Annotated in this window: 21 protein-coding genes and 3 tRNA genes; 11 read left to right on the top strand and 13 right to left on the bottom strand. The window is 34.3% G+C overall.

From position 1 onward, the window contains the following. Positions 1-49: 49 nt before the first annotated feature. The 4 genes from pilQ to A9G45_RS11220 are packed head-to-tail and all read right to left on the bottom strand — an operon-like array spanning position 50 to position 3,155. On the bottom strand, positions 50-1,381 hold the full coding sequence (gene pilQ, locus A9G45_RS11205; RefSeq protein ID WP_218057114.1) for a type IV pilus secretin PilQ: 1,332 nt from the start codon (positions 1,379-1,381) through the stop codon (positions 50-52). After that, a complete protein-coding gene (locus tag A9G45_RS11210; protein ID WP_065566161.1) occupies positions 1,374-1,745 on the bottom strand; it encodes a hypothetical protein in 372 nt (123 codons plus the stop codon). Before A9G45_RS11210 ends, pilQ begins: the two co-directional genes overlap by 8 nt. After that, positions 1,742-2,215, bottom strand: coding sequence for a hypothetical protein (locus A9G45_RS11215; RefSeq protein WP_065572410.1), 474 nt, complete (start codon positions 2,213-2,215; stop codon positions 1,742-1,744). Before A9G45_RS11215 ends, A9G45_RS11210 begins: the two co-directional genes overlap by 4 nt. After that, positions 2,208-3,155 (bottom strand): PilN domain-containing protein, encoded by a 948-nt coding sequence (locus A9G45_RS11220; RefSeq protein ID WP_065566786.1) that lies wholly within the window; start codon positions 3,153-3,155, stop codon positions 2,208-2,210. The genes A9G45_RS11215 and A9G45_RS11220 overlap by 8 nt, the downstream gene beginning before the upstream one ends. A gap of 203 nt (positions 3,156-3,358) precedes the next feature. Between A9G45_RS11220 and A9G45_RS11225 the strand changes: the two genes are divergently transcribed. The 4 genes from A9G45_RS11225 (at position 3,359) to A9G45_RS11240 (ending at position 4,606) form a co-directional block, all read left to right on the top strand. Beyond that, positions 3,359-3,434 (top strand) — tRNA-Val (locus tag A9G45_RS11225). Positions 3,435-3,469: 35 nt separating this feature from the next. Continuing rightward, a tRNA-Val gene (locus tag A9G45_RS11230) sits at positions 3,470-3,545 on the top strand. A gap of 9 nt (positions 3,546-3,554) precedes the next feature. Then, positions 3,555-3,630 (top strand) — tRNA-Lys (locus A9G45_RS11235). Positions 3,631-3,997: 367 nt separating this feature from the next. Then, positions 3,998-4,606 (top strand): tetratricopeptide repeat protein, encoded by a 609-nt coding sequence (locus A9G45_RS11240; RefSeq protein ID WP_065566785.1) that lies wholly within the window; start codon positions 3,998-4,000, stop codon positions 4,604-4,606. Positions 4,607-4,733: 127 nt separating this feature from the next. Here A9G45_RS11240 and A9G45_RS11245 read toward each other — a convergent pair whose 3' ends face one another. Continuing rightward, positions 4,734-4,955 carry an EexN family lipoprotein gene (locus A9G45_RS11245; RefSeq protein ID WP_081297903.1) on the bottom strand — a complete coding sequence of 74 codons (222 nt, stop codon included), beginning with the start codon at positions 4,953-4,955 and terminating at the stop codon, positions 4,734-4,736. Between the two features lie 677 nt (positions 4,956-5,632). Between A9G45_RS11245 and A9G45_RS11250 the strand changes: the two genes are divergently transcribed. Further along, complete coding sequence (locus A9G45_RS11250; RefSeq protein ID WP_065566783.1) at positions 5,633-6,592, top strand: tetratricopeptide repeat protein; 960 nt, start codon at positions 5,633-5,635, stop codon at positions 6,590-6,592. A 362-nt stretch (positions 6,593-6,954) separates the two neighbouring features. Here the strand turns inward: A9G45_RS11250 and A9G45_RS11255 are convergent, their stop codons facing one another. From A9G45_RS11255 to A9G45_RS11270, 4 genes are all read right to left on the bottom strand, one after another. Continuing rightward, positions 6,955-8,913, bottom strand: a complete 1,959-nt coding sequence (locus A9G45_RS11255) for a glycoside hydrolase family 3 protein (protein ID WP_065566782.1) — start codon at positions 8,911-8,913, stop codon at positions 6,955-6,957. Between the two features lie 490 nt (positions 8,914-9,403). After that, positions 9,404-10,030 carry a LysE/ArgO family amino acid transporter gene (locus A9G45_RS11260; protein WP_065566781.1) on the bottom strand — a complete coding sequence of 209 codons (627 nt, stop codon included), beginning with the start codon at positions 10,028-10,030 and terminating at the stop codon, positions 9,404-9,406. A gap of 84 nt (positions 10,031-10,114) precedes the next feature. After that, entirely contained in the window at positions 10,115-11,461 is a 1,347-nt protein-coding gene (locus A9G45_RS11265) for an APC family permease (RefSeq protein ID WP_065566780.1), read from the bottom strand. A gap of 106 nt (positions 11,462-11,567) precedes the next feature. Further along, the gene (locus A9G45_RS11270; RefSeq protein ID WP_065566779.1) at positions 11,568-11,987 is read right to left on the bottom strand and encodes an OsmC family protein; all 420 of its coding nucleotides are present in this window, start codon (positions 11,985-11,987) and stop codon (positions 11,568-11,570) included. Between the two features lie 218 nt (positions 11,988-12,205). Here A9G45_RS11270 and A9G45_RS11275 point away from each other — a divergent pair, with 218 nt between their 5' ends. After that, positions 12,206-13,012, top strand: a complete 807-nt coding sequence (locus A9G45_RS11275) for a sulfite exporter TauE/SafE family protein (protein WP_065566778.1) — start codon at positions 12,206-12,208, stop codon at positions 13,010-13,012. 71 nt (positions 13,013-13,083) lie between these two features. Here A9G45_RS11275 and mltB read toward each other — a convergent pair whose 3' ends face one another. Together mltB and A9G45_RS11285 are read right to left on the bottom strand one after the other, a co-directional pair. Beyond that, a complete protein-coding gene (gene mltB / locus A9G45_RS11280; RefSeq protein ID WP_065566777.1) occupies positions 13,084-14,157 on the bottom strand; it encodes a lytic murein transglycosylase B in 1,074 nt (357 codons plus the stop codon). A 57-nt stretch (positions 14,158-14,214) separates the two neighbouring features. Beyond that, on the bottom strand, positions 14,215-15,204 hold the full coding sequence (locus A9G45_RS11285) for a 2-hydroxyacid dehydrogenase (RefSeq protein WP_065566787.1): 990 nt from the start codon (positions 15,202-15,204) through the stop codon (positions 14,215-14,217). 285 nt (positions 15,205-15,489) lie between these two features. On the opposite strand from A9G45_RS11285, the gene A9G45_RS11290 reads away from it, so the two are divergent. Both A9G45_RS11290 and A9G45_RS11295 read left to right on the top strand, forming a co-directional pair. Then, complete coding sequence (locus tag A9G45_RS11290) at positions 15,490-16,752, top strand: AmpG family muropeptide MFS transporter (RefSeq protein WP_065566776.1); 1,263 nt, start codon at positions 15,490-15,492, stop codon at positions 16,750-16,752. Between the two features lie 9 nt (positions 16,753-16,761). Continuing rightward, on the top strand, positions 16,762-17,433 hold the full coding sequence (locus A9G45_RS11295; protein WP_065566775.1) for an NAD(P)H-dependent oxidoreductase: 672 nt from the start codon (positions 16,762-16,764) through the stop codon (positions 17,431-17,433). A gap of 79 nt (positions 17,434-17,512) precedes the next feature. On the opposite strand, the gene A9G45_RS11300 is transcribed toward A9G45_RS11295, so the two are convergent. Further along, on the bottom strand, positions 17,513-17,698 hold the full coding sequence (locus tag A9G45_RS11300; protein ID WP_065566774.1) for a hypothetical protein: 186 nt from the start codon (positions 17,696-17,698) through the stop codon (positions 17,513-17,515). A gap of 367 nt (positions 17,699-18,065) precedes the next feature. Here A9G45_RS11300 and trxB point away from each other — a divergent pair, with 367 nt between their 5' ends. Genes trxB through cydC form a run of 3 tightly spaced genes read left to right on the top strand, consistent with a single transcriptional unit; the run spans position 18,066 to position 22,390 of the window. Continuing rightward, positions 18,066-19,019: a thioredoxin-disulfide reductase gene (gene trxB, locus A9G45_RS11305; protein ID WP_065566773.1), complete on the top strand. Its 954-nt coding sequence runs from the start codon at positions 18,066-18,068 to the stop codon at positions 19,017-19,019. Between the two features lie 15 nt (positions 19,020-19,034). After that, on the top strand, positions 19,035-20,765 hold the full coding sequence (gene cydD, locus A9G45_RS11310; protein WP_065566772.1) for a heme ABC transporter permease/ATP-binding protein CydD: 1,731 nt from the start codon (positions 19,035-19,037) through the stop codon (positions 20,763-20,765). Beyond that, positions 20,759-22,390, top strand: coding sequence for a heme ABC transporter ATP-binding protein/permease CydC (gene cydC, locus A9G45_RS11315; RefSeq protein ID WP_065566771.1), 1,632 nt, complete (start codon positions 20,759-20,761; stop codon positions 22,388-22,390). The genes cydD and cydC overlap by 7 nt, the downstream gene beginning before the upstream one ends. Before the next feature lie 962 nt (positions 22,391-23,352). On the opposite strand, the gene A9G45_RS11320 is transcribed toward cydC, so the two are convergent. Beyond that, positions 23,353-24,009 (bottom strand): hypothetical protein, encoded by a 657-nt coding sequence (locus A9G45_RS11320; protein WP_065568436.1) that lies wholly within the window; start codon positions 24,007-24,009, stop codon positions 23,353-23,355. Between the last annotated feature and the right edge of the window lie 11 nt (positions 24,010-24,020).

The raw sequence follows: 24,020 nt of genomic DNA on the forward strand, positions 1-24,020 counted from the left end.
CAAAGCCAAAGCTAAAACAAGTTAAAATATAATACAACTCCATTGACATTTACTCAACCAATTGTGGTGTAATAAAAATAACCAGCTCACGTTTTTGTTGTTTGTTACTATTGTGTTTAAATAAGCGACCAATTAATGGTATGTCCCCAGCACTAGGCACTTTTTGCTTATTTTTAGTATTAACTTGTTGAACTATACCACCTAATACAACGGTTTCTCCATTTTTTATCTGAACTTGTGTTTTAATCTCTTGCGTATCAATAGCTAATACTTCACCGTTATCACTACGTTTTATTGAACGCCCAGCCGTATTTTGCGTGATATACAAATCTAAAACCATAAGCTCATCAGATAATATTTTAGGTGTCACTTCTAACCCCAAAACAGCATGCTTGAATTCAATTGAAGTAGCACCATTACTACCGCTAGAAACCTCATAAGGAATTTCAGTACCTTGTTTTATCGACGCCATATTTTGATTAGCTGTAAGTAAATTAGGGCTGGCTATAATCTCAAGTTGATTCTCAGATTCAAGCGCTGACAGCTCTAAATTGAGTAAATGTCCCGATAGTTTAGCTAAATTAAAACCAACTGTAGAGGTTGAATGGCTGACCCCAAGCCCAACATCAAACTTATCTAATAATTGCGATGAAGACCCTTCATACCCCCATTTAATACCCAGTTCTGACATACTTTCATCACTCATGGTAACAATATGCGCTGAGATATGAACTTGGGGCATCGGTTTATCCAGTGTTTTAACTAATTTTTTGATATTTGCAAATTGTTTTGGCACATCAGCAATAACGAGGGAATTGGTCCGTTTATCAAATGTAACCCGGCCTCGTTGTGATAACAAATCTTGCTGTTGAATCATTTCAATTAAAGTTGTTGGATCTGCATAATTAACAGCTATAAATAAAGAACTAATAGGTTGGTTTAATTCTTTTTCTCTTTGTTCTGATTGTTGTTTTTGCAATAAAATTTCAGGATCTATCGCTTTAGAAATAAGCAAAATATTATCATCAATTTCTGCTTGTAAATTCGCTGAATCTAATATGATTTTTAGCGCTTTATGCCAATCAACATTATTGAGTTTAATGGTCTGTTTAATTGATATATCTTCTGACATAACCAGGTTCATTTGTTTACTATCGGCTAACGCTTGCAAGATAATTGCAATATCCGTTTGATAAAATGCCATTGAAATATTTTTTTGCTGATCAGCGTTTGATGATGGGAGTATATTGGCATTACTAACATTTGTGTTGATTGCTAAAAATATAAATACTATCAGCAAACGGCTTTTAACCTTAGTTAATATGTAAATAACCAATTGTAAATCTTGATATTTTTTGTTTTCGGCAATTTTATTACTCATTTAGCAACATCGTCCATAATACAATATTATGGCAATAATCAGGTAAATCTGCTTGCCATATTATTTTATCGTTTAGTGAAGATTGTACATACCAAGGAAACAAAACATTTGGCACTGTATTATCAGTTATTGCTAGCCAATGATTATCAGAAGCTAACCAAATTTGTTGATAATTCGGATCAATTTGTTTCATAAACCCTCTAAAATGCCAAGCTTGAATTTGCTCAAGTAGTAATGTTGTTTGTTCACTACAAGAAACTCGGTAATGTTGTTGAAAAGGATCGCTTTCCAACAGGATATTAGCTTTTAACTCAAAACAGATAGCACAAAATAAAACGATATATTTATAAAGATAGGGCTTCATTGATAGTCCTTTTCAAACAATAAAGTAAACATTATTTGTAACTGCTGATCTTGCTTGCTGATTTTAAGATTTTTAAAATCAAGATAGTAAAAATCATCGGTTAATGATGAAATTAAATTCATAAAATCAAAAAACTTCCCCTCTAACTCAATCTCCCAATTAGCTGTTTTATCTGTTTGATAATGCTTAAAAGATACTAATGAAAGATGATTTTGCTCGATCGCCAATGCGAATTCCCTATCTGATATCAAACTATATAAAGTATTTTTACTTGCCTGATAACGACTAGCTTTTGCTTGTAATTGCTCATTTTCAATAACTATTTGCTGATATGACTCGACTGCTAGCTGTGCTTGTTGCCGAATATCTTTAATAAACAACAGATAAACGATTACAAAAAACGCCAAACCAAATAAAACACAAAGCATATATTGTTGCCAAATTGGGCGTTCAAAAAAATCACTATTCACTAAGCATTATTTCCATTTCAAAAAATAAATGATTTTTATTGGATAAGATTGTTTTAACTTGACTGTTGCTTATATTTTTTAGCGTTAACAAACTTTGATTAAATTTAGTTAGCTCAACATAACTAAAGCTTTGCCCTTCAATCTTTACTTTTTGTGGTTCATAATAAAAACAATCAAGCCAAATTACAGAAGGTAACTGCTGTGAAAACAATACTAAAGATTGCTGAATTTGTTTTTGGCTTAATGATGGATTAGGCAAATCATGCATTAGTTCTTCAGTTAGTTTTTGTGTTATACCTTGTTGTTGCAAGCGTTTTTCATCATAAGTTTGTAGCTCGTTTTGAGCTTGCATCCACAAATAACAAAGCAAGCAACCGATTGCGCCAATAACACTAGTCGCCACGAATATCAGTTGCCGTTGTTGCTTTGTTTGCTTCTCTTGCCGCCAAGGTAAAAAATTAATTTTAGTATTTTCAAACCCACACCCCACAAACGTTAATAACAATCCATACTTATTAAAAAGATTAATCCAATTTTCAATATAATGACGTTCAGCTATCACCACAGTAATTTGTTTTGTTTGTTCATTTGTATAAGCAAAATCAAAAAACACGCTTTTAGCTGGTAATTGAAATAATTTATGGATGTTAGCTTCAACATATAAATTCAATTCATTGAATTTGAGCTTTACATCTGGCAAAGCTAGTTGTTGCATTTGGGTTAAATTAATGTCTAAATTGAGCTCAAATTCAGTACGAGCAGAAAATTTTTTTTGTAGATCATCAATGAAAACCGCTAAATCAGCCTCATTTTGATAATTCCATACAATTAGATCTTCGCTAGCATTTGATGTAGTGTGTTGCTTAACTGCGTTCACTATCCTATAACGTAAAATAGTAGGTTCGACATAAATAATGATACGTTTTTTATTAAAAAGCATGATGGATTATCTTTTTATTTTAGCTAACAACATGGCTTAATCCTAATCGTCCTTTTTAAAATAAGAATGGATAAAAGGTATTTTTGCGAACTATTACCCAAAAAATGTTTAAAATTAAATCGAACAAAGCAAATTTTAAAGAAATTTAAAAAAAAAGGTTGACTGAAATAAGGCGTGCCTTATAATGCACATCCACACGGTAAGGGTGATTAGCTCAGTTGGGAGAGCACCTCCCTTACAAGGAGGGGGTCACTGGTTCGAACCCGGTATCACCCACCAATCTTTACCGTGACGTTTCTGTAATGAAACACTTGGGGTGATTAGCTCAGTTGGGAGAGCACCTCCCTTACAAGGAGGGGGTCACTGGTTCGAACCCGGTATCACCCACCATCTTTAGATGGGTCGTTAGCTCAGTCGGTAGAGCAGCGGACTTTTAATCCGTTGGTCGAGCGTTCGAATCGCTCACGACCCACCATTTCATCATATTGACACTCAGCAGATAGACATTACCTAATATCAAGTAAGAAAAGTAATAGAAATGCTAACTAGTATCTAGCAAATTTATTTAAAATAAACTGTTATAATTGGTAGTGCTGCCTTAAACGAATAAAACTCATAACGCGCTGAATAGTTAAGATCACAATTTACTATTTTCGCTTTAAAGTCTAATCAATACTCATTCCCTAAGCTAAAAAGTCATGGCTAATTACAGTGTATTATTGAATAAATAACAATATTATACTTCTTTTACAATCGCGATTAAGGTTGAAACAAACTAATTAAGCTATACTAAACAAATAAATACGATAAAATACTTGGTATTTATTTTTGAAGGAAGTTGTATGCTAAAGTTTTTTGCTACGTTATCACTAGTTTTATGTTTTAGTATTGCGGCAAATGCCGATCAACAAACTATGTTTGATTTTAATCAAGAGTATCAAAAAGCAACAGAACAAAATGATGCTGAAGCGCAGTACCACGTAGGTCTTATGTATGCCGATGGTTCATACGCTAAAAAACGCCAATTTAAAGGGATCGAAAATGGATTCGAACAGCAATCAGAAACACAGCCTGACTATATTAAAGCAAAAGAGTGGTTTGAAAAAGCAGCCAATCAAGGCAATATTGCCGCTCAACATAGCTTAGCTTTATTGTACTTTAACGGACAAGGCACAAAACAAAACTATTCAAAAGGAATTGAGTGGGATACAAAAGCTGCTAAAAAAGGGGATGCAATTGCCCAATATACATTAGCCATGCTCTACTACCAAGGCACAGGTGTAAAAAAGAACTATTTTAAAGCAAAACAATGGTTTGCTAAGGCTGCAGAACAAAATTATTCTGATGCAAAAGATCATTTAATTGTTGTAACAAAAAAGGTCAATGCCATTGTAGCCAAACAGCAAGCTAAGAAAAAACAAGCTAGTGATAATGATTGCGGTTGTGACTAAAGCCCAATGAGGCTCAAATCAAATAATAGCGACATTAAGTTTATAATGAATAAGAATCAAATTAAGTCTATAAACTGATCACAGATAAAATTTTCAAAGCCACATAAGTGGCTTTTATACTTTTAAATTAATCCGTCCATTTTCCCGTATTAGTTGGTCTACTAAGTTCAACTATTACTTTGAAAGAGTTTTGACAATTTAAACTATCCCCATCTATTTCACCGTTCTCACATTTTTTACGGTATTCATCTAGTAGTTCTTTATTATTTTTGAAATCGTCAACTGTATAGGTTTTCTCATTACATCCGAATAAGAACATGGCAGTAATCAATATTAGTATTTTTTTCATATAAATTCCTTACAATCGTTGGTTAACATTAGATAAATGTTTTATTGTGTTTTATTAAAAAATCATTTACAGCTAACCTAAATAAATCAGAAACTGTTTTCAAAGTCAACTTTGCCAAGAAATAAGATGACTATTCAAAATGGTGACATATTTATAATAAATAAGAAAAATCAATTTATTATAAAAGCGTCATCACAAAGAATATTAAAAGCCACAATGTAGTTTCTTAGTTAAATTAATCCCGTGCGTGAGGATTGTGTTTTGATAAGTTTAAACTTCAAATAGCTTTGAAAAAGTTTTGACAATTTAAACTATCACCATCAAGTTAACCATGTTCACATTTTTTAAGGTATTTATCTAATAGTTCTTTGTTATTTTTGAAATCTTCTACAATATAGATCTTCTCATTACATCCGAATAAAAATATTATGATTCTTTTTGGTGCTTGTTTCTATACGGTATACTGTAATTCTTTATCTTCACGTTCCATCACGTAAACTTGAAAACTAGACAGCAATAATAAATGAACATGTCTGCACATTAAAATAAATCGATATGTAATCAGATAAAGATAAAAAAGATATTTATGCTTATTAAATAATCATAAATAAGCTTGCAAATAAATAAAAAAGATCCTTTAATAAAAACAATCTTCCCCAATTAACACAGGCAGATAAATGAAAAAATTAACATTGATAATTTGCTTATTAATATCTGTAAACATTTCAGTTTTTGCACAACTCAATACAAAATACAATTTTAATGTTGAATATAAAAAAGCAACTGAACAAAATAACGCTGAAGCACAATACAATTTAGGTTATATGTATAACTATGGCCTAGGTGTTAAACAAGATTATGCAAAAGCTATTGAATGGTATCAAAAAGCAGTTAATCAAAATCACTCTGATGCCCAAGTAGCTTTAGGCTATATGTATGCTACAGGTCAAGGTGTAGAGCAAAATTTACTAAAAGGAAAAGAGTTATATGAAAAAGCAGCATTGAGTGGTAATGCTCTAGGTCAATATAATATGGGGACACTTTACGAATTTGCAGAAAAAAAACATTATCGTAAAGGAATTGAACAAAATTTAAATGATAACAGTATCAGTCAAAATTATTATAAAGCCAAAGAGTGGTATGAAAAAGCAGCAAAACAAGGTAATAAAGAGGCACTCAATAATCTAGGTGTTTTCTATTATAACGGAACTGCGGTAAAAAAAAGCTACACGACAGCCAGAAAACTTTATGAGCAAGCAGCCCAAAAAGGCAATATGATGGCAAAACATAATTTAGCTAATATGTATTACAATGGATTGGGTGGGTTAAAAAAAGATTTTGCCAAAGGCGTTGAGTTAGATACTGAAGCTGCGGAATCTGGCAATCCAGATGCGCAATGTAGCTTAGGCTGGTTATATTATCAAGGGTCATGGTTTGCAAAAGATTACAGTAAAGCATTAGCGTGGTTTCAGCTTTCTGCGCAACAAAATTATGCGGAAGCTCAATACTATTTAGGTATCATGTATCAAAATGGCCAAGGAGTTGCACAAGATATTTACAAAGCAAAATATTATTTTCAGCAAGCTTGTAAAAATAACCATAAAGATGCTTGTAAATATGTAAAAAATATTCTTTGATTATGATTATTCCCAAACGAATTTTTCAGACCTTATTGTATTGCTAATAAATAACTTTTTATTTAAACAAGCAATGATATAAATGATTTGTGGATGGGAAAATAACTTTGTATCGGCAACATTATTAATTACCCTATTTCTGCATTGAGGGTAATTTTGATGATTTAATTTATTCAAAATTACCCAAATCGTCTTAATTTTTAATATTTTAGTTTTAATATCTTCGCTAATTCTATTATCAAGCCTATTAATCTTTTTTCATCCATGTTTATTGGCTTTCTTTGTGCATTAGAATGCGTTAAAAACAGGCAAACACACAAAATAATTTACAAAAATAATTTATAAAGCCAATGCGTTATCCCTTACTGCGTTAAACCATAACCAAGCGGATAGAGTGCTTTCATATCATTAGGCAGATCTGAAGATTGTTGCTGTACGCTATCCATCGAGTCTGGTAGTGAAAATGGTATTTTAGCTACGTAAGGTTTGTCATCAAATAATCTATCAAACAACACTTCATCATTTACCCCAAAATTAGCAATAACAGCACTAGCGTATTGTTTTAATGGAGTGACAATTGCTGGTCTATCTAAATAAACAGTAACAACAACAGGATGCGTTTTACTTGCTTGCGCAATAAATTCAATATCTTTATCTTTAGGAGGAAATGCTAAAGATCCCTCATGATGCTCTAAGCCAAAAAAGTAACCTTTATGATTTTGCTCATAAGGTGCATTTATTCGGGCAACAACCACATCAGCTTGCTCTAATTTATCAACAATATTCACTTTATTCTTTAACAGATTTTTAGCATTTGGTAAAAAGCCATATAAATAGATTTTGTTATTGGCGTTTAGTGGTAATGTTTTTTGTGCGTTTTCAAGTAATACCAAAGAATTATATTGGGCCTGACTCGCCATCTTTTGAAAATCTTTGTTGCCAACAATACTTGTTTTGTTTGGATCTACATATGGTGTTTCAAATTGACCTAGAGAAAATTTTTGAATCAAAATCGCTAAAACGGCTTTATCGATATCTTTTTCGGCAATTTTTTTATTCTTAACAGCAGTTACAATAATTGAACTATCGCTAACCCCGCCAAACTGTTGAATGCCAGCATGAAAAGCTTTAATAAAGCGTTGCTCTTTAGTAAGATCCTCAACTCCCCATGGCATGCCTTCAACTTTAGGTTTACCCCCCGGAGCTGTTCCATTGACACAAACATCATTACAATCATTAGTAATACTCCAATCACTTATAACAACACCTTTAAACTGATAGGTATTACGTAATAGATCTTGCAATAAAAATGAATTAAACCCACCGCCAACAGCGTCAAACTTATGATCACCTAACTGAGCATTTTTTAATATAGAATAAGTTGGCATGACACCTGCAACATTTACCTCAAAAGCGCCTGTAAATGGAATAATATGTTCTTTTAAACTATCTTTATGGGTAAAAAGCGCATATTTACCATAAGCACTATGACTATCAAACCCATTTTCGGCAGCACCATATCCCACCCAATGTTTCACAACGGCAGCGACACTTTGCGAATTTAGACCTTTGCTACCATTTTGTATTCCAGATATATAACCACGAACCATTTTTTTGCTTAACTCAGGATTTTCACCAAATGTCCCCTCAAATCTAGCCCAACGCGGTTCTGTACCTAAATCGGCCATGGGTGACAAGGCTTGCGTTACACCTAATGATCGGTATTCTTGACGAATAATATCGCCATATTCATTGATATCTTTTTCACGACCAATAGCCGCCATGCCTAATGTTCCAGGCCACTGACTAAAACCACTTTTTATACCTAACTCATTACCATAATAAAACGTATTTCTAGGATCAACACTTATTGTCAATGGAATGGATAAACGAGAAGATTCAGCTATTTTTTGTAACTGATTATTCTGCTCTGCAAAATCTTTAGGATTAACTTCTAATCTGGTTATAAAGCTATTAACTTTATCTTTCAGAATCAAAACAGTCAGCTTTTTAAAATCATATTTATCACCACGCCCTATTTCATTATTTACACTTGGCGCATTGCCATGCATCATTATCCCTGCTTTCTCTTCTAATGACATTCTTGAAAGCAAATCCTGTGCTCGTTGCTGTGGCGATAAACGCCAATCTTCATATGGAGTTAATTTTCCATTTTTATCCATATCTTTAAACTCAAGACCATCCACAGTCATTTTTTTTAATTGATTGCTTTCAATTTTGACTTGGTCAATAGCAAATAATGGACTTGTGGTAAGAACCGCACTAATTAATAGTGTTAGTTTTAAAATATTACTTTTCATTGTTTTCTCCTTAAGTGATCTATTACGCATTTATTAATAGTAAATTTATAAAATAACTGAATTGAATAAACTGTAATAAACCATCTTATATCTACGCTATAACTAATCCATACGCTTCAACTTTCCTTTATATAAAACAAAACCCTTATATAAAAAAACCTAAACACTTTATTAACCAAAATGTTTAGGTTTTGCCTGTATAAACAATTAGCTGTACAGTAACAATCCAAATTTATACTATGTAAGCTAACACTAATTATATAAAGAAGATATCTTATAATTTAACAAATACATGTAATTGTGATAATAGTCACATTATTATTTCATAATGTTATTTGATAATTACTCTCAAGGGGGATAAAAATGCCCAAAAGAGCCTTTATTATTTAAAGATCTTAAATGGATGTTTGATGAGCAAAGTAAGGATGTTTATTAATAGACCGAACGCTCTTTGAATCATATAGGCTATAGCCTATTTACTGTTCTAGCTTTAATTGTTATAAACGACATAAAAAACTAGTCGGTAAGCGATGTACAACATGACAGTGCCAACTAGGCAATCTAAGATTATCCACATCTTTTTTTGTTTAAATAATGGCGCTAACAATCTTGCACCATAACCAATACCAAAGAACCATACAAAAGAGACACAAACAGCGCCAATCAAAAATGCCAGTTTTTGTTCACTATTTAGTGTGCCAGCTATTCCCCCAACAATCACAACCGTATCTAAATATACATGTGGGTTAAGCAAAGTGACCGCTAACGTTGCAACTACCACCTTGATTAAACGGCTATTATTCACATCTTGAGATTCTATTTGCATATTACTTGTGCCTTTAATTGCACTTTTAAACGCACTAAAACCATACCAAATTAAAAAAAACGCCCCCAATATTGCTAGCAGATTTGTGATTAAAGGATTACGACTAATGAAAGAGCCCACCCCTAGAATGCCAATCGACATTAATACAAAATCACAAATAAAACAAATTGCCGACACATAGAAAATATGGTTTTTTAATATTCCCTGTTTGAGAACAAATAAATTTTGTGCACCAATAGCGATAATTAGGCTAGCGGAAATTAACGCGCCACGTAATATTTCTGATAGCATTTTATTATAACGCCTGAAGAAAATAGGAAAATATTGTCATTTTAATTAAGATGCAATAAATCTTCAATAAATGTATTAAGCTTATTATTCATGTTTTTCTAAGCAAACTAATTGGGCCTGCTCTTTGTTTAAATAGAGAATAATCATACCAATTGCTAACCAAATTACACCGACAATTTTTGCATCATTATCAATATGTAGTAATACAGGTAATAACACTATAATACCAATAATAGGCATAAAGATATTTAAAACCCAAGAACGCCAACCCTTTGAATGTTTTTTGAACTTAAAGTAACCGATTACAGATAAATGTAACATAATAAATGCCGTTAACGCACCAATATCAACAAATGACACTAGAGTTGCTAATCCTTTATCATGATTGGCGGCAATAACAACTAAGCATAAATTAAATAGCGCAGAGCATAAAATAGCCATTGCCGGCACGCCACTTTTTTTACCCACTTTAGCAAAAAATGAAGGTAAACGCTTATCGCGCCCCATACTGAATAAAAGACGACTTGCGGCAGCTTGCCCAACCATTGCAGCAAATGATGCACCAATGGCTTTCATCAAACTTAGCGCCCATCCTAGATATAAGTTAATTTCTTGATTAACAATATTATAGTAAGCTTTACCCTGTAGTTCAGGATGACTACGCAAATATTCTGGATTATAAGGATTAAGTAAAGCACCAACATAAATTTGAATTACAAATAGGCAGCCAGCTAAAATTAAACAGCTCATAATGGCTTTACTCACTAAATTATGGGAGCCACCGTTTTCTTCAGAAAAAGTCGCAATAGCATCAAATCCCAAATAAGAGAGTACCGCAATAGATACAGCATTAAACAAATTAGCCCAGCTAAATAAATCACCGCCCCAAAAAGGTTTCAACCAATCTCGACTAATATCACTAGTTGCTATTAGCCAAATACCAACAAATAGCACAGCAAACAATACAATAATTTCAAATAGTAAGATAATTAATGTAATTTTAGCTGATTTTTTGATGCCAATTAAATTCAACGTGGTAGTTAATACAACCGCCAAACAAGTCCATCCCCATACCGGTACGTCAGGCATTAAGGCGTTGAACGAAATACCGCTAAATAAGTAAGCAACAGCAGGAATAAACATATAATCAAGCAATAACAACCAACCGACTAAAAATCCCACATTAGCATGAATACCAATCGAACAATAAGCATAAACCGCTCCTGCATGAGGTAAAGCGTTTGCCATTCTAGCGTAAGAAAATGCGGTAAATGCCATTATCAAAGTTGCTACAATATAAACTAAAACAACTGCACCATCACTGATTGCATCTAAAACACCAAATAACCCTATTGGTGCTGCTGGACCAATAAAAAGCAATCCCAGAATAACCATATCCCGAAATCGCATAGTTTTACTTAATTGTTGCATAACCACTCTCTTATTGCTCTGACTAATAAAATGTTAAATGATTAATGCAAAATACACTAAGATCAGCTTGTTATTAGATTATAATTATTCGTTATAAGAATAAACTTTAGTGATATTCCCTAATCTCATAGGTATAAGACATTTTTGCGGTTTTTCCTAGCATGATAGAGGCACTACAGTATTTTTCTGAAGCAAGTTTCACGGCTCTTTCTACGGCTTGATCATCTATATTGATACCTGTAATCACAATATGGAAATTAATAGATGTATAGACTTTTGGTGAAGATTCTGCTTGAGTTTTATCAATTTCTATCCAAAGATCGCGAATATCTTTTTTATTATTTTTTAAAATAGCGATAATATCATAAGCCATACAACCTGCTGCACCATGTAACAAAAGCTCCATAGGGCGAGCGCCACGATTACGCCCTCCATGTTCAATACCGCCATCCATAACTAACGAGTGCCCACTGGCTGTTTCGCCTAAAAAACCAAAATCATCAATCCACTTTAAACGATCTTTCATTATTCACTCCCGTCAATTTATTTTTAAACTTTTATTCGTTACCGTCGGCTAAATAACATAAGATTTTTTAACCATCTTGTCATCTTTTAATTTACTATTTTGCAATCAAACCTGATAATGATATTAAACGGTAGATCAGTAGAATCAATTATCTAATCTTAATTTTTACTTAACAAAAAAGATGGGTTATTAGTGTTACCATACTTTAAGGATTAAACATGATTCTTGAATTTATTATATTCCTTTCTATAGGCGCTGTTGCGGGATTATTAGCTGGTATGTTTGGTGTTGGCGGTGGTGCATTAATAGTGCCCTCCTTAATCTTTACCTTAAATTATTTTAATCTAGGTAATGCTTGGGTTAACCATATCGCGATTGCAACCTCATTAGCAACCATCATTGGCACAAGTTTATCTTCAAGCTATATTTATAATAAAAACAATGATATTCAATGGAATATCCTTAGAAAAATGGTTTTAGGTTGTATCATAGGCACTTTAGGTGGTTCGTATATGACGCCTTATATTCCAGGGGGTTGGTTAAAATGGATATTTATCATTTTTCTTATTTATGTTAGTGGCCAATTTATTTTACAAGCGAGTAAAGTTTCACAAAATCATACTAGTAAAAATATTTCTATTAATAACAGCATTTTTATATTTGCAGGAACCTTAATTGGCATTTTTGCTGCACTTGTCGGCGTGGGTGGTGGTGTTTTAGTTGTACCATTTTTACAAAAATGTGGCATAGATATGCGAAAAGCAATTGGAACATCGGCTGCTTTCACTTTACCCGTTGCTATCGGTGGTACAGTTGGCTACATCATTGCGGGTTGGCATACCCCACAATTACCCCAATATTGCTTAGGCTTTATTTATTTACCTGCGGCATTAACTATTATGCTGGCGAGCATTCCTATGGCAAAAGTGGGGGTACAAATTGCACAAAAATTATCAATAAAAAAGCTGATCAAGTTTTTTGGTGTATTTTTATTATTACTTGCAATAAAACTGATTATTTCTTAAATATTATTGGCAGATATAAAAAAGGTCGCATAACAACGACCTAATAAAATTTGATATTAAATATTCGATAGTTATCTTGCTTCTTTAACTGCAAGTCCCAATTGCCAAACTGCCATGGCATAATGCATGCTATGGTTATAGCGGGTTATGGTATAAAAATTCGGTAAGCCATACCAAAATTGGTAACGATCACCCATATCAAGGCGCAATAGACTCACCTGAGTATGACCATCTAGTGAGCCTTGTGGTTTCAAGCCAGCTTTTGCAAGCGTTTCAATTGAGTATTTAGTGCTAAAACCTGAGTTAAGTGATGGAGCCTGACCATCAGCCATTACCGCCACTTTCTTACCTCGTTGCCAACCATATGACTTAAAATAGTTTGCAACACTACCGATAGCATCAACTGGATCCCACAAATCAACATGACCATCATGGTTAAAGTCAACGGCATGGCGTCTAAACGCTGACGGCATAAATTGACCATATCCCATTGCGCCAGCAAATGATCCACTTAAATCAAACGGATCAACGCTTTCATCACGGCACATCACCAAAAAGTCTTCTAATTCGTTAGAAAAATATTGTGCACGCCTTGGATAGTAAAAGGCAAGCGTTGATAGCGCATCAATAATTTTCGTTTTACCCATTACTCTACCCCAACCTGTTTCGACACCGATAATGCCAACAATAATTTCAGGTGGAACACCATATTCGGTATAAGCACGCTTTAACTCTTTTTCGTATTGGTTCCAAAATTCAACACCACGAGGGAGGTTGCTTGCCGTAATAAATTTATTTTTATAACGAATCCAAGCACCATTTGGTCCTGTTGCAGGTCCTGATTTTGGTGCTTGTTTATCCATTAAATTAATTACCCAATCAAGTTTATTGGTCTGAGCAAGCACATTGCGAAGCTGTTGACGGTTAAAACCATGCTTGCTCACCATTCTATCGATAAATTTTTCTTTATCTATTTCTAATGACGGACTTGCGGTTTTAGATGGGTTGTGATCTTTTTCGAGATAAACACCGCCTTTGACATTTGCATGCCCACGGTGTTCTTTCATTGGCGATGTTGAAGATCTATTACTGCTACAAGCTACAAGCAATAAAATTAAATTAAGACAAACGATAATACGGCGCATAAAAAAATCCATATCTTAAGTAATTAAAAAATCGACAACATCATAAGGGATTTCTTATTATTTAACAATATTTGAGCATGATTTACCTTCCGCAACTTGCTTAATATTGCTCAAAGTGGTGTCAGAAATATTCAACAATGCTTCTTGCGTCAAAAAGGCTTGATGACCTGTAAAAATAACATTATGGCAAGAAGACAAACGACGGAATACATCATCTAAAATGACATCATTTGATTTGTCTTCAAAAAATAGATCACGTTCATTTTCATAAACATCCATGCCCAAAGCACCAATTTTGGTTTGTTTTAATGCTTCAATAGCAGCTGTTGCATCAAGTAATGCTCCACGGCTGGTATTGATAATCATCACGCCATTTTTCATCTTTTGGAATGAATCTTTATTTAATAAATGATAATTTTCTGGTGTCATTGGACAATGTAATGTGATCACATCTGATTTGGCATATAGCTCATCTAATTCAACATATTGCGCTCCTAATTCAACCACAATATCATTAGGATAAGGATCATAAGCAAGAATATGCATACCAAAACCTTTCAATATACGAATAACCGCTTGACCAATTTTGCCGGTACCAATCACGCCAGCAGTACGATTGTGCATATTAAAGCCAGTTAATCCATCTAACGAAAAGTTAGCATCACGAGTGCGTTGATAGGCTTTATGCGTTCTTCTATTTAGCGTCATCATTAAAGCCACTGCATGTTCTGCAACGGCTTCTGGCGAATAAGCAGGCACTCGCACTACAGTAATCCCCAATTTTTCAGCTTCTGCTAAATCAACATTATCAAAGCCAGCACAACGAAGTGCTAAAATTTTAATGCCATAACTGGCTAATTTTTGTAGTACTTTTTTATCGACTTCGTCATTAACAAATGCACAAACAGCATCATACCCTTGAGCTGTAACAGCCGTTTTATGACTGAGTTTATGTTCATAATATTCAATATCAAAACCAAACTTTTTGTTTGCCATTTCTAAGTGTTCTTTATCGTAATGCTTGCTACTAAAGACAGCGACTTTAATTGAACTTTTCATATTACTAAACCCCTCTTAATGGTAATTAGTTATTTTTTACTGGTTGTTGGCGTTAATCTTTATACTCAAACAATTTTTATACTGAAACACAACACATAGTCTTTACAATTTTTAACAAAAACGACTTTTAGCTTTCAAAAAAATATTGCGTATCAATTTGTTATGTTGGCAATATCACTTTAGGTAACAGTGTTTACCTTCGCTTATCGAATTATTTTTATAGGTTATATGCTATGATAGCACTTTGCTAAAAACTAACAATAAAGATAGATAATGAATAATGCGCAAAATTCACTTTTGAAAACAATTTTTAACACCAAGATGCTAATCTGCATTTTTACGGGTTTTGCTTCTGGTCTTCCTTTTTATTTATTATTACAACTATTACCTGCTTGGTTAACAAGCGATGGTGTAAATATAAAAACAATTGGTGCTTTTTCGTTAACGCAAATTCCTTATATTTTGAAATTTATCTGGTCGCCATTTATGGATAATATTTCACCGTTTAATTTAGGGCGACGCCGCGGTTGGATGTTGGGTTGCCAAATTATACTTACTTTTTCAATCGCAATATTGGGATTTTTTTCGCCTAAGTTAAACATCTGGTTAATTGCGATTACCTGCTTTATTATTGCGCTATTTTCCGCCACTCAAGATGTTGCGCTTGATGCATTTAGACGAGAATTATTAATTGATAAAGAATTAGGGCTCGGTAATAGTATTCATACAAACGCTTATCGAATTGCAGGTTTAGTACCTGGTTCATTATCACTTATATTATCAAACTATTTACCGTGGAATAGTGTTTTTATCATTACAGCACTATTTATGCTACCGGCTATCATAATGACATTGCTGGTCAAAGAGCCTCTTAATCAAATGCCAAAAAATCACCATTTTAAAGATATCATCATTGAACCATTTAATGAATTTATTACTCGAAATGGGCTTAAAACAGCAATTTTAATATTAGCATTTATCTTTTTATATAAATTAGGTGATAGTATGGCTACTTCATTAGCCACACCTTTTTATTTACAAATGGGCTATAGTCGCCCCGATATTGGCTGGATAGCAAAAAATGCCTCTTTATGGCCAAGCGTATTGGGTGCACTAATTGGCGGTATTTTGATGATAAAAATAGGAATAAACCGCGCACTATGGTCCTTTGGTCTTGTACAAGTTATTTCAATTTTAGGATTTGCTTGGCTTTCGGTGGAAGGTCCTTTTAATGCTATAGGGACATACCAAAAAGCTTTATTAGCAATAGTAATTGGTTTCGAATCACTTGGCGTTGGCCTTGGTTCCGCCGCATTTGTGGCGTTTATCGCAAAAACAACCAATCCGCTTTATACTGCAACACAATTTGCTTTATTTACTAGCATAGCATCAATTCCAAGAACATTAATTAATGCGACAACAGGCATTATGGTTGAATATTTGGGGTGGACAACATTTTTTAGTTTATGTACGATTCTCGCCATCCCAGGTATGTTATTATTATTAAAAGTTGCCCCATGGAATACCAAATCATAAGGAGAAAATATGGATAAGCTAACCCAAGCATTTGATTTTAGACATGCATGTAAAAAATTTGATCAAACAAAAAAAATCAATAATGATGATATTGAATATATATTAGAAGCTGGCCGACAATCTCCCTCATCATTTGGTATGGAGCCTTGGCATTTTGTGGTCATTGACAGTGATAAAATAAAGGCACAATTGCGATCGGTTTGCTACAATCAAGAGCAAGTGACAAGCTGTTCACATTTTGTGATCATACTTTATCGCAAAGCCAATAACTTCACTTCGCAAAGTGATTACTTACGCCGAGCTATTGCTCGTACTTTACCTAATCCCAATGATCAAACAGCAATCGACATTGCTTGCCAAGCATTTATTAATTTTTGCGAGCAAGGACTTGCTGATGGTTTAACCATTAATCACTGGTCAGAAATGCAAGATTATATCGCTAGCGCCAATATGATGACAGCAGCTGCATTTCGAGGCATTGACTCATGTGCAATAGGTGGATTTGATCACGATAAAGTAATACAAATTTTAGAAAAATATATACCGCAATTAAGTAGTGAATCATTTGGTGTTGGGCTATGTTTAGCATTCGGCTATCGAGCCGGAGAGCCTACAGCACGTGTTCGCTGGCCATTGCTAGATATAACAACATATTTATCGGATGACAATTCAACGAGCTAACCAATTGAATACCTTCAATCGCCAAACGGCGAATGAAGGTATAAATGAAAAAACAGCAGAGCTTTATTTAATTAATTGTTTATTTAATTAATTGATAGAGCGCTTCAGCTTCAGATGAAGCCGAATCCATGATAAAGGCAACACCAGATAAAATATTACCAACTTGAGGATCGCTAATATTTTGTTGTACCGAATTTAAAATCTCTTGTGCCCAACCAATTTTTCTAAGCACTGCTTCTACATTTTCTTTTGAAGGATTGTTCATCTTATCTCCCCCTTGTTTTGTTAGGATGTCGAGTAAACTAATAATTAAAATGTTATTGCTAAATGATAGGAAAAAATTTAAGAATAAGAAAAGCGCATATTTTAAACACTGAAAGTAAAAAACCAAAACAAACAAAGTTTAAAAAGGAATAAATATCTTTAAAATAATTGAAAAGAAAAAGATAACCAATTAATTCGCAAAAAATTAACTCAACGCAAATAATACAAATACAGCCTGTTATGATTGCCTATTGATACAATAATCAATTTTTTTTACACTATAAGGATTAATAATGTTAGACTTATCTGCTATAAATTGCACTAGTTTTGCTAAAAATGACCAAAGTCAAAATAAGTAAGGATTTAAAATGAAAACCAAACATGCCCGTTTGTTAATACTTGGTTCTGGCCCTGCAGGTTATACCGCAGCAGTTTACGCTGCACGTGCAAACCTTTCCCCCGTATTAATTACAGGAATGCAACAAGGTGGACAACTTACTACAACCACAGATCTTGAAAACTGGCCTGCTGGCGCGCCTGACTTAACGGGATCAGAATTAATGGTCAAAATGAAAGAACATGCTGAAAGGTTTAACACCGAAATTATTTTAGATCACATCGATCGTGTCGATTTTAGCGAAAAACCTTATAAGCTTTATGGTAGTGAAACGCAATACAGTTGTGATGCATTGATCATCGCTACAGGGGCTTCAGCACAATATTTGGGCTTACCATCAGAAGAGGCTTTCAAAAGCAAAGGGGTATCAGCTTGTGCAACTTGCGATGGTTTTTTCTATCGTAACCAAAAAGTGGCCGTTGTTGGCGGTGGTAATACTGCCGTTGAAGAAGCCCTTTATTTAGCCAATATTGCTAGCGAAGTACATTTAATCCATCGTCGAGATAGCTTCAGAGCTGAAAAAATATTAATGGATCGCTTAGACCAAAAAATAAAAGAAGGTAAAGTGATCTTACATACACACCGCATCGTTGACGAGATTTTAGGCGACAACATGGGCGTTACAGGCGTTCGAATCCGTAGCAAACAAGATACAAATTTAACTGAAGAAATTTCTGTTTTAGGCGTATTTATTGCTATTGGACATAAACCCAATACGACCATTTTCGAAGGACAGCTTGAATTAAATGAAGGCTATATTAAAGTGCAATCAGGCACACAAGGAAATGCAACACAAACCAGTATCGAGGGAATATTTGCAGCGGGTGATGTAATGGATCATATTTATCGTCAAGCGATTACTTCAGCAGGTACGGGCTGTATGGCGGCTTTAGATGCCGAACACTATTTGGACAACTTAAAATAAACAGTAAAGAGCTTCATGTCATTAGATAAAAAACGCCAAGCCTATTTACTTGGCTGGTTAAAACAGTATGCAAAAATGCATAAAAGTAATTTGTGGGCTTCGATTTTAACTGGCTTTGTTTTAACAATATTAGTGATTATCCAAGCTGCGTTGCTTGCAATCATTTTACAAAAAATCATTATTGATCAACACCATTTTACGGATATCTTACCTTTTTGGGGCGGACTAATTGGGGTATTACTCGGTCGGGCATTTTTTATTTATCTGCGTGAAAAAATCAACTTTGCCATAGGTCAAAAAGTTCGCAAGCAAATTCGACACCAATTAATTAACCAACTTGAATTGCATGGTCCGGCTTACTTAAATCAAAGCACGATCGGCGCATGGAGTACGTTACTTATTGAACAAGTCGATAAATTGCATGACTTTTTTGCACGCTATTTGCCACAAATGCGATTGGCAAGCATGACACCGATTTTAATTTGTATAGCGATATTCCCTTTTAATTGGGCCGCCGCTACAATTTTACTTTGCACAGCACCACTGATTCCTATTTTTATGATCTTAGTCGGAATGGGGGCTGCCGATATCAATCGTCGCCATTTTAAAGCCCTCGCTTATTTAAGTGGTCACTTTTTAGATCGTCTAAAAGGTCTCAATACCATTCGACTATTCAACCAAGGCGAAAAACAAACTAACGAAATAGCTCGTGCTTCTGAGGATTTTCGTATAAAAACGATGCAAGTACTCAAAATTGCATTCTTATCTTCTGCTGTATTAGAGTTTTTCACATCAATTTCAATCGCCATTGTGGCGATTTATTTTGGTTTTTCCTATTTGGGAGAATTTGATTTTGGCGCATACAACGGAACTGTTACCTTATTTGCTGGTTTTTTTGCGTTAATTTTAGCACCTGAATATTTTCAACCATTACGTGATTTAGGCACCTACTATCATGCTAAAGCAGAAGCAATCGCAGCGGCTGATAATATCGAAACTTTTTTAAGTAAAAACATTGTGCAAAAACAACCTAACATTAAAGCAACTAACATCAAATTGGATGAACCATTACAAACCATTGAAGCAAATAACTTAATTGTACTATCCAGTGAACAACAATTTATCGTTGGTCCACTATCGTTTAATTTGCAAGCACCGTTTAAATTGGCTTTGATTGGTACCAGTGGCGCAGGAAAAACGTCGTTAATGCAAGTGTTGCTTGGTTTTTTACCTTATCAAGGTTCGCTAAAAATTAATGGCATTGAATTTAACCAATTAGATATAAATGATTGGCAGCAAAAGGTGAGTTGGATAGGGCAAAATCCTTATCTGCTAAATAGCACTATTCGCGATAATATTTTACTTGGTAAGCCAAACGCCACAATGCAAGAACTTGAAGAGGTAATCACCAAAACACAATTAACCGATGTAATTGCCAAATTACCACAAGGAATTGAAACCCAAGTTGGCGAAGATGCCGTGCGTTTATCTGTTGGACAAGCACAACGAATTGCTTTAGCTAGAGCTATGCTAAAACCTTGCCAATTAATTATTCTTGATGAGCCAACGGCTAGTTTAGACAAGCAAACCATGCAAAATCTAGATCAACAGCCTATTGCCCCCAACAGCATTACCATTACTCACCAAACAGATGATATGCAGAATTATGAACAAATCTGGCAACTAGCCCACAGCAAGCTACATCAAGGTAAGCTGCCTTGTGATAGCGAGGAGGATTTATGTTAGCCATATTGCGCCCTTATATAGTTCTTTATAAACACTATTTTTGGCAAATTTTAGCTGGTTTATTGTTATCAATTCTTACCCTATTTGCTAGTGTCTTTCTATTATCTTTATCAGGATGGTTTTTAGCTTCTACCGCTTTTGTTGGCGTTGCTGGTTTGTATTCGTTTAATTATATGTTGCCAGCAGCCGGCGTACGTGCGGCAGCGATTGCTCGCACCGCTTCACGTTATATGGAGCGTTTGGTTGATCACAACACTACATTTAAAATCTTAGCTTATCTAAGAACGCTTGCTTTTCGTAAAATTTTGCCATTAAGTGCTAATCAACTTGCCCACTACCAACGAGCAGATTTACTTAATCGCTTCATTGTTGATATTGATGCGCTTGATCATTTATACCTAAAACTCTTTGCCCCTATTGTAACTGCTTTAGTGACCATTGGCATTTTATTTATTGGACTTGCAACTATCAATTTACCCATTGCACTAATCATTACTATCATACTTACAACTACGTTACTTGTCGTGCCCGTTATTTTTTACCAAGCAGGAGAGCAGCTAGGAAAAACGCTAGCTAAACAACAAAGTGAGTATCGAACATTATTAATCAATTACCTGCAAGGGCAAGCTGAACTGACTCTATTTAATGCGCAACTGCGCTATCGTACTCAGCTTGATGAACTGGAATCAGATTGGTTGTATAATCAGCAGCGCCAATCAACATTAATGGCGCTATCAAGTGCATTAGTCTTACTAATTGCAGGCTTTTTAACGTTACTTGTGCTATGGTTAATTACCCAATACACCTTATCACCTTTAGTGGCTTTATTTGTATTTGTTAGCCTTGCTAGTGCCGAGATCCTTATGCCAATTCCTGGTGCATTTATCTTTTTAGGACAAGTGCTTTCTTCTGCCACACGCACCACCGCTATTTTCAATCAAACACCAGATATTAAATTTGTGCCAAAAGGCAGAACGATAGATCTAAACCTGGCAAAATTACAATTTAAGCAAATCAATTTCACTTATCCCAATCAGCCTTTTGCGGTATTAACTGATTTTTCATTGACAGTTGAACATGGTGAACATATTGGCATAATTGGTAAAACAGGTTGTGGTAAATCGACATTGCTAAGCCTAATAAATCGCATATGGCAACCTCAATCAGGCAATATTTATATCAACAATGTTGAACTCAATCAACTTGATGAAAAAACATTACGGAAAACGATTGCTATGGTGCCACAAGTGATCACGATATTTAGTGACACCTTAAAGCAAAATTTACTCATAGGCAATCAACAAGCGACCGAGCAACAATTAATAGATGTATTACACCAAGTTGAGCTCGACAAACTATTAGCTACGGATCAAGGTTTAGACTTGCTTATTGGACAAGGTGGCCGAACACTATCCGGTGGCGAAATTCGCCGTATCGGCATTGCAAGAGCCTTACTGCATAATTCCCCATTAATTTTAATGGACGAACCAACAGAAAGTCTTGATCGACAAACCGAGCAACAAATTATTCAATTAATAAAGAAAACCTGTAAAGATAAAACATTGCTCATGGTCACCCATCGCCTGACCAACAATCCGCTATTTGATCGAATTATTTCGCTTTAACAAATATAAGATCTTAAGAAACGACATCAAAGCGGGGATTTTATGTGAAATCCCCAAACCTCAAGCATAAATTAAATAAAAAATCGCTAATTTTCACAAAATAAAAACTTAAATAAAATCAATGGCTTTTCTGACTGATTTTTAGGGTAAAAAACAGCTTATAGGGAAGTTGCGGTTTCGGGCGTTTTAGCTTTTGTAAATAAAATAAGCAATTAATAATAACACCAAAGTGAGAATTTTATGTGAAATACCCTAACCTCACGCATAAATTAAATAAAAAATTGCTAATTTTCATAAAATAAAAACCCCAATAAAATCAATGGTTTTTCTGACTAATTTTTAGAATAAAAAACAGCTTATAGGGAAGTTGCGGTTTCGGGCATTTTAGCTTTTGTAAATAAAATAAGCGATTAATAATAATACCAAAGCGGGGATTTTATGCGAAATCCTCTACTCACACGCATAAATTAAATAAAAAATCGCTAATTTTTATAAAACAAAAACTTCAATAAAATCAATAGCTTTTCTGACTAATTTTTAGGATGAAAAACAACTTATAGGAAAGCTGTGATTTCCGGCGTTTTAATTTTTGTAAATAAAATAAGCGATTAATAATAACACCAAAGCGGGGTATTTTAATTCCTGCACATAGCACAGAATGCGCTCTACTTATAATTACTCGTATCATCCATGATACTCGTCTCTTCTAGGTCATCTTTGCTATGCTAAGGTGTTCAAATTTTTTGCAGAAAAATTTGCTCCACTTTTGCCACAGAGACTTTAACGAAATGGTGCCGATTTTACAAACCACTTAGCCTTCAGGAAAAATAGTAATTTTGGATGATATTAAGGCTTCCTATCTTCCTCATGTTTTTATTTACTTTTTAGTGATTGATTTGGCGTGTTATTTTTATTGATAATGTTAAACCGCAGTATAAGCGGTTTAACATTTTTGATAAGCATTATTTTTTAGCATAAAGTATAAATGGTATTTTTTTATATTGTTTAGTTCTTTTATCCCATTCTTCTAGCTTGAGTAAGCAAAGATGGTAGTTTTCGTCTTGTGCCGGTTTAGCGCCAACGGAGAATAAATAATCTTTGCCTGCTTCAGGAGTAAATTCAAATGCGCGGTTAATCCCGTTGCAAACAAAAAACTTGGTATAACCTTGACGAAACCATCCTGGTTCAACTTTAGTTGACATTCCAACTGTAAAACCAAAAATAAATGGTTTATTTGGAATGACATTAATTTGATTTAATGGTTTGACGTAATCACCCAAAACCGTTACGCCATGAATATCTGTAACCGGAGTTACGGCCTCTGTATCACCAAATCGAAAAGGAACCAGACCACCATTGTCATAATGGGTTGCTTCATCATATATCCGCATCTTTACGTTAACATCACTTGCCCCTATTTGAATAACGGTAACTCTTGCTTTAGTTTGATTACCCGTTGGTTCAACTTCAGAATAAAAACGACTTTTTGATAAAAATTTAGCATGAAATTCTGCTTGCCATTGCGCTATATGATATTCGGCAGAACTTTTATAAGTGGAGCATGATACGATAAATAGCGCAAATGCCACTACGCATAACATTCTAAAAAATTTAAACATTTATACTCCTT

It is taken from the genome of Gilliamella sp. HK2 (assembly GCF_001690265.1).
In the GTDB taxonomy this organism is placed as follows: Bacteria; Pseudomonadota; Gammaproteobacteria; order Enterobacterales; family Orbaceae; genus Gilliamella; species Gilliamella apicola_C.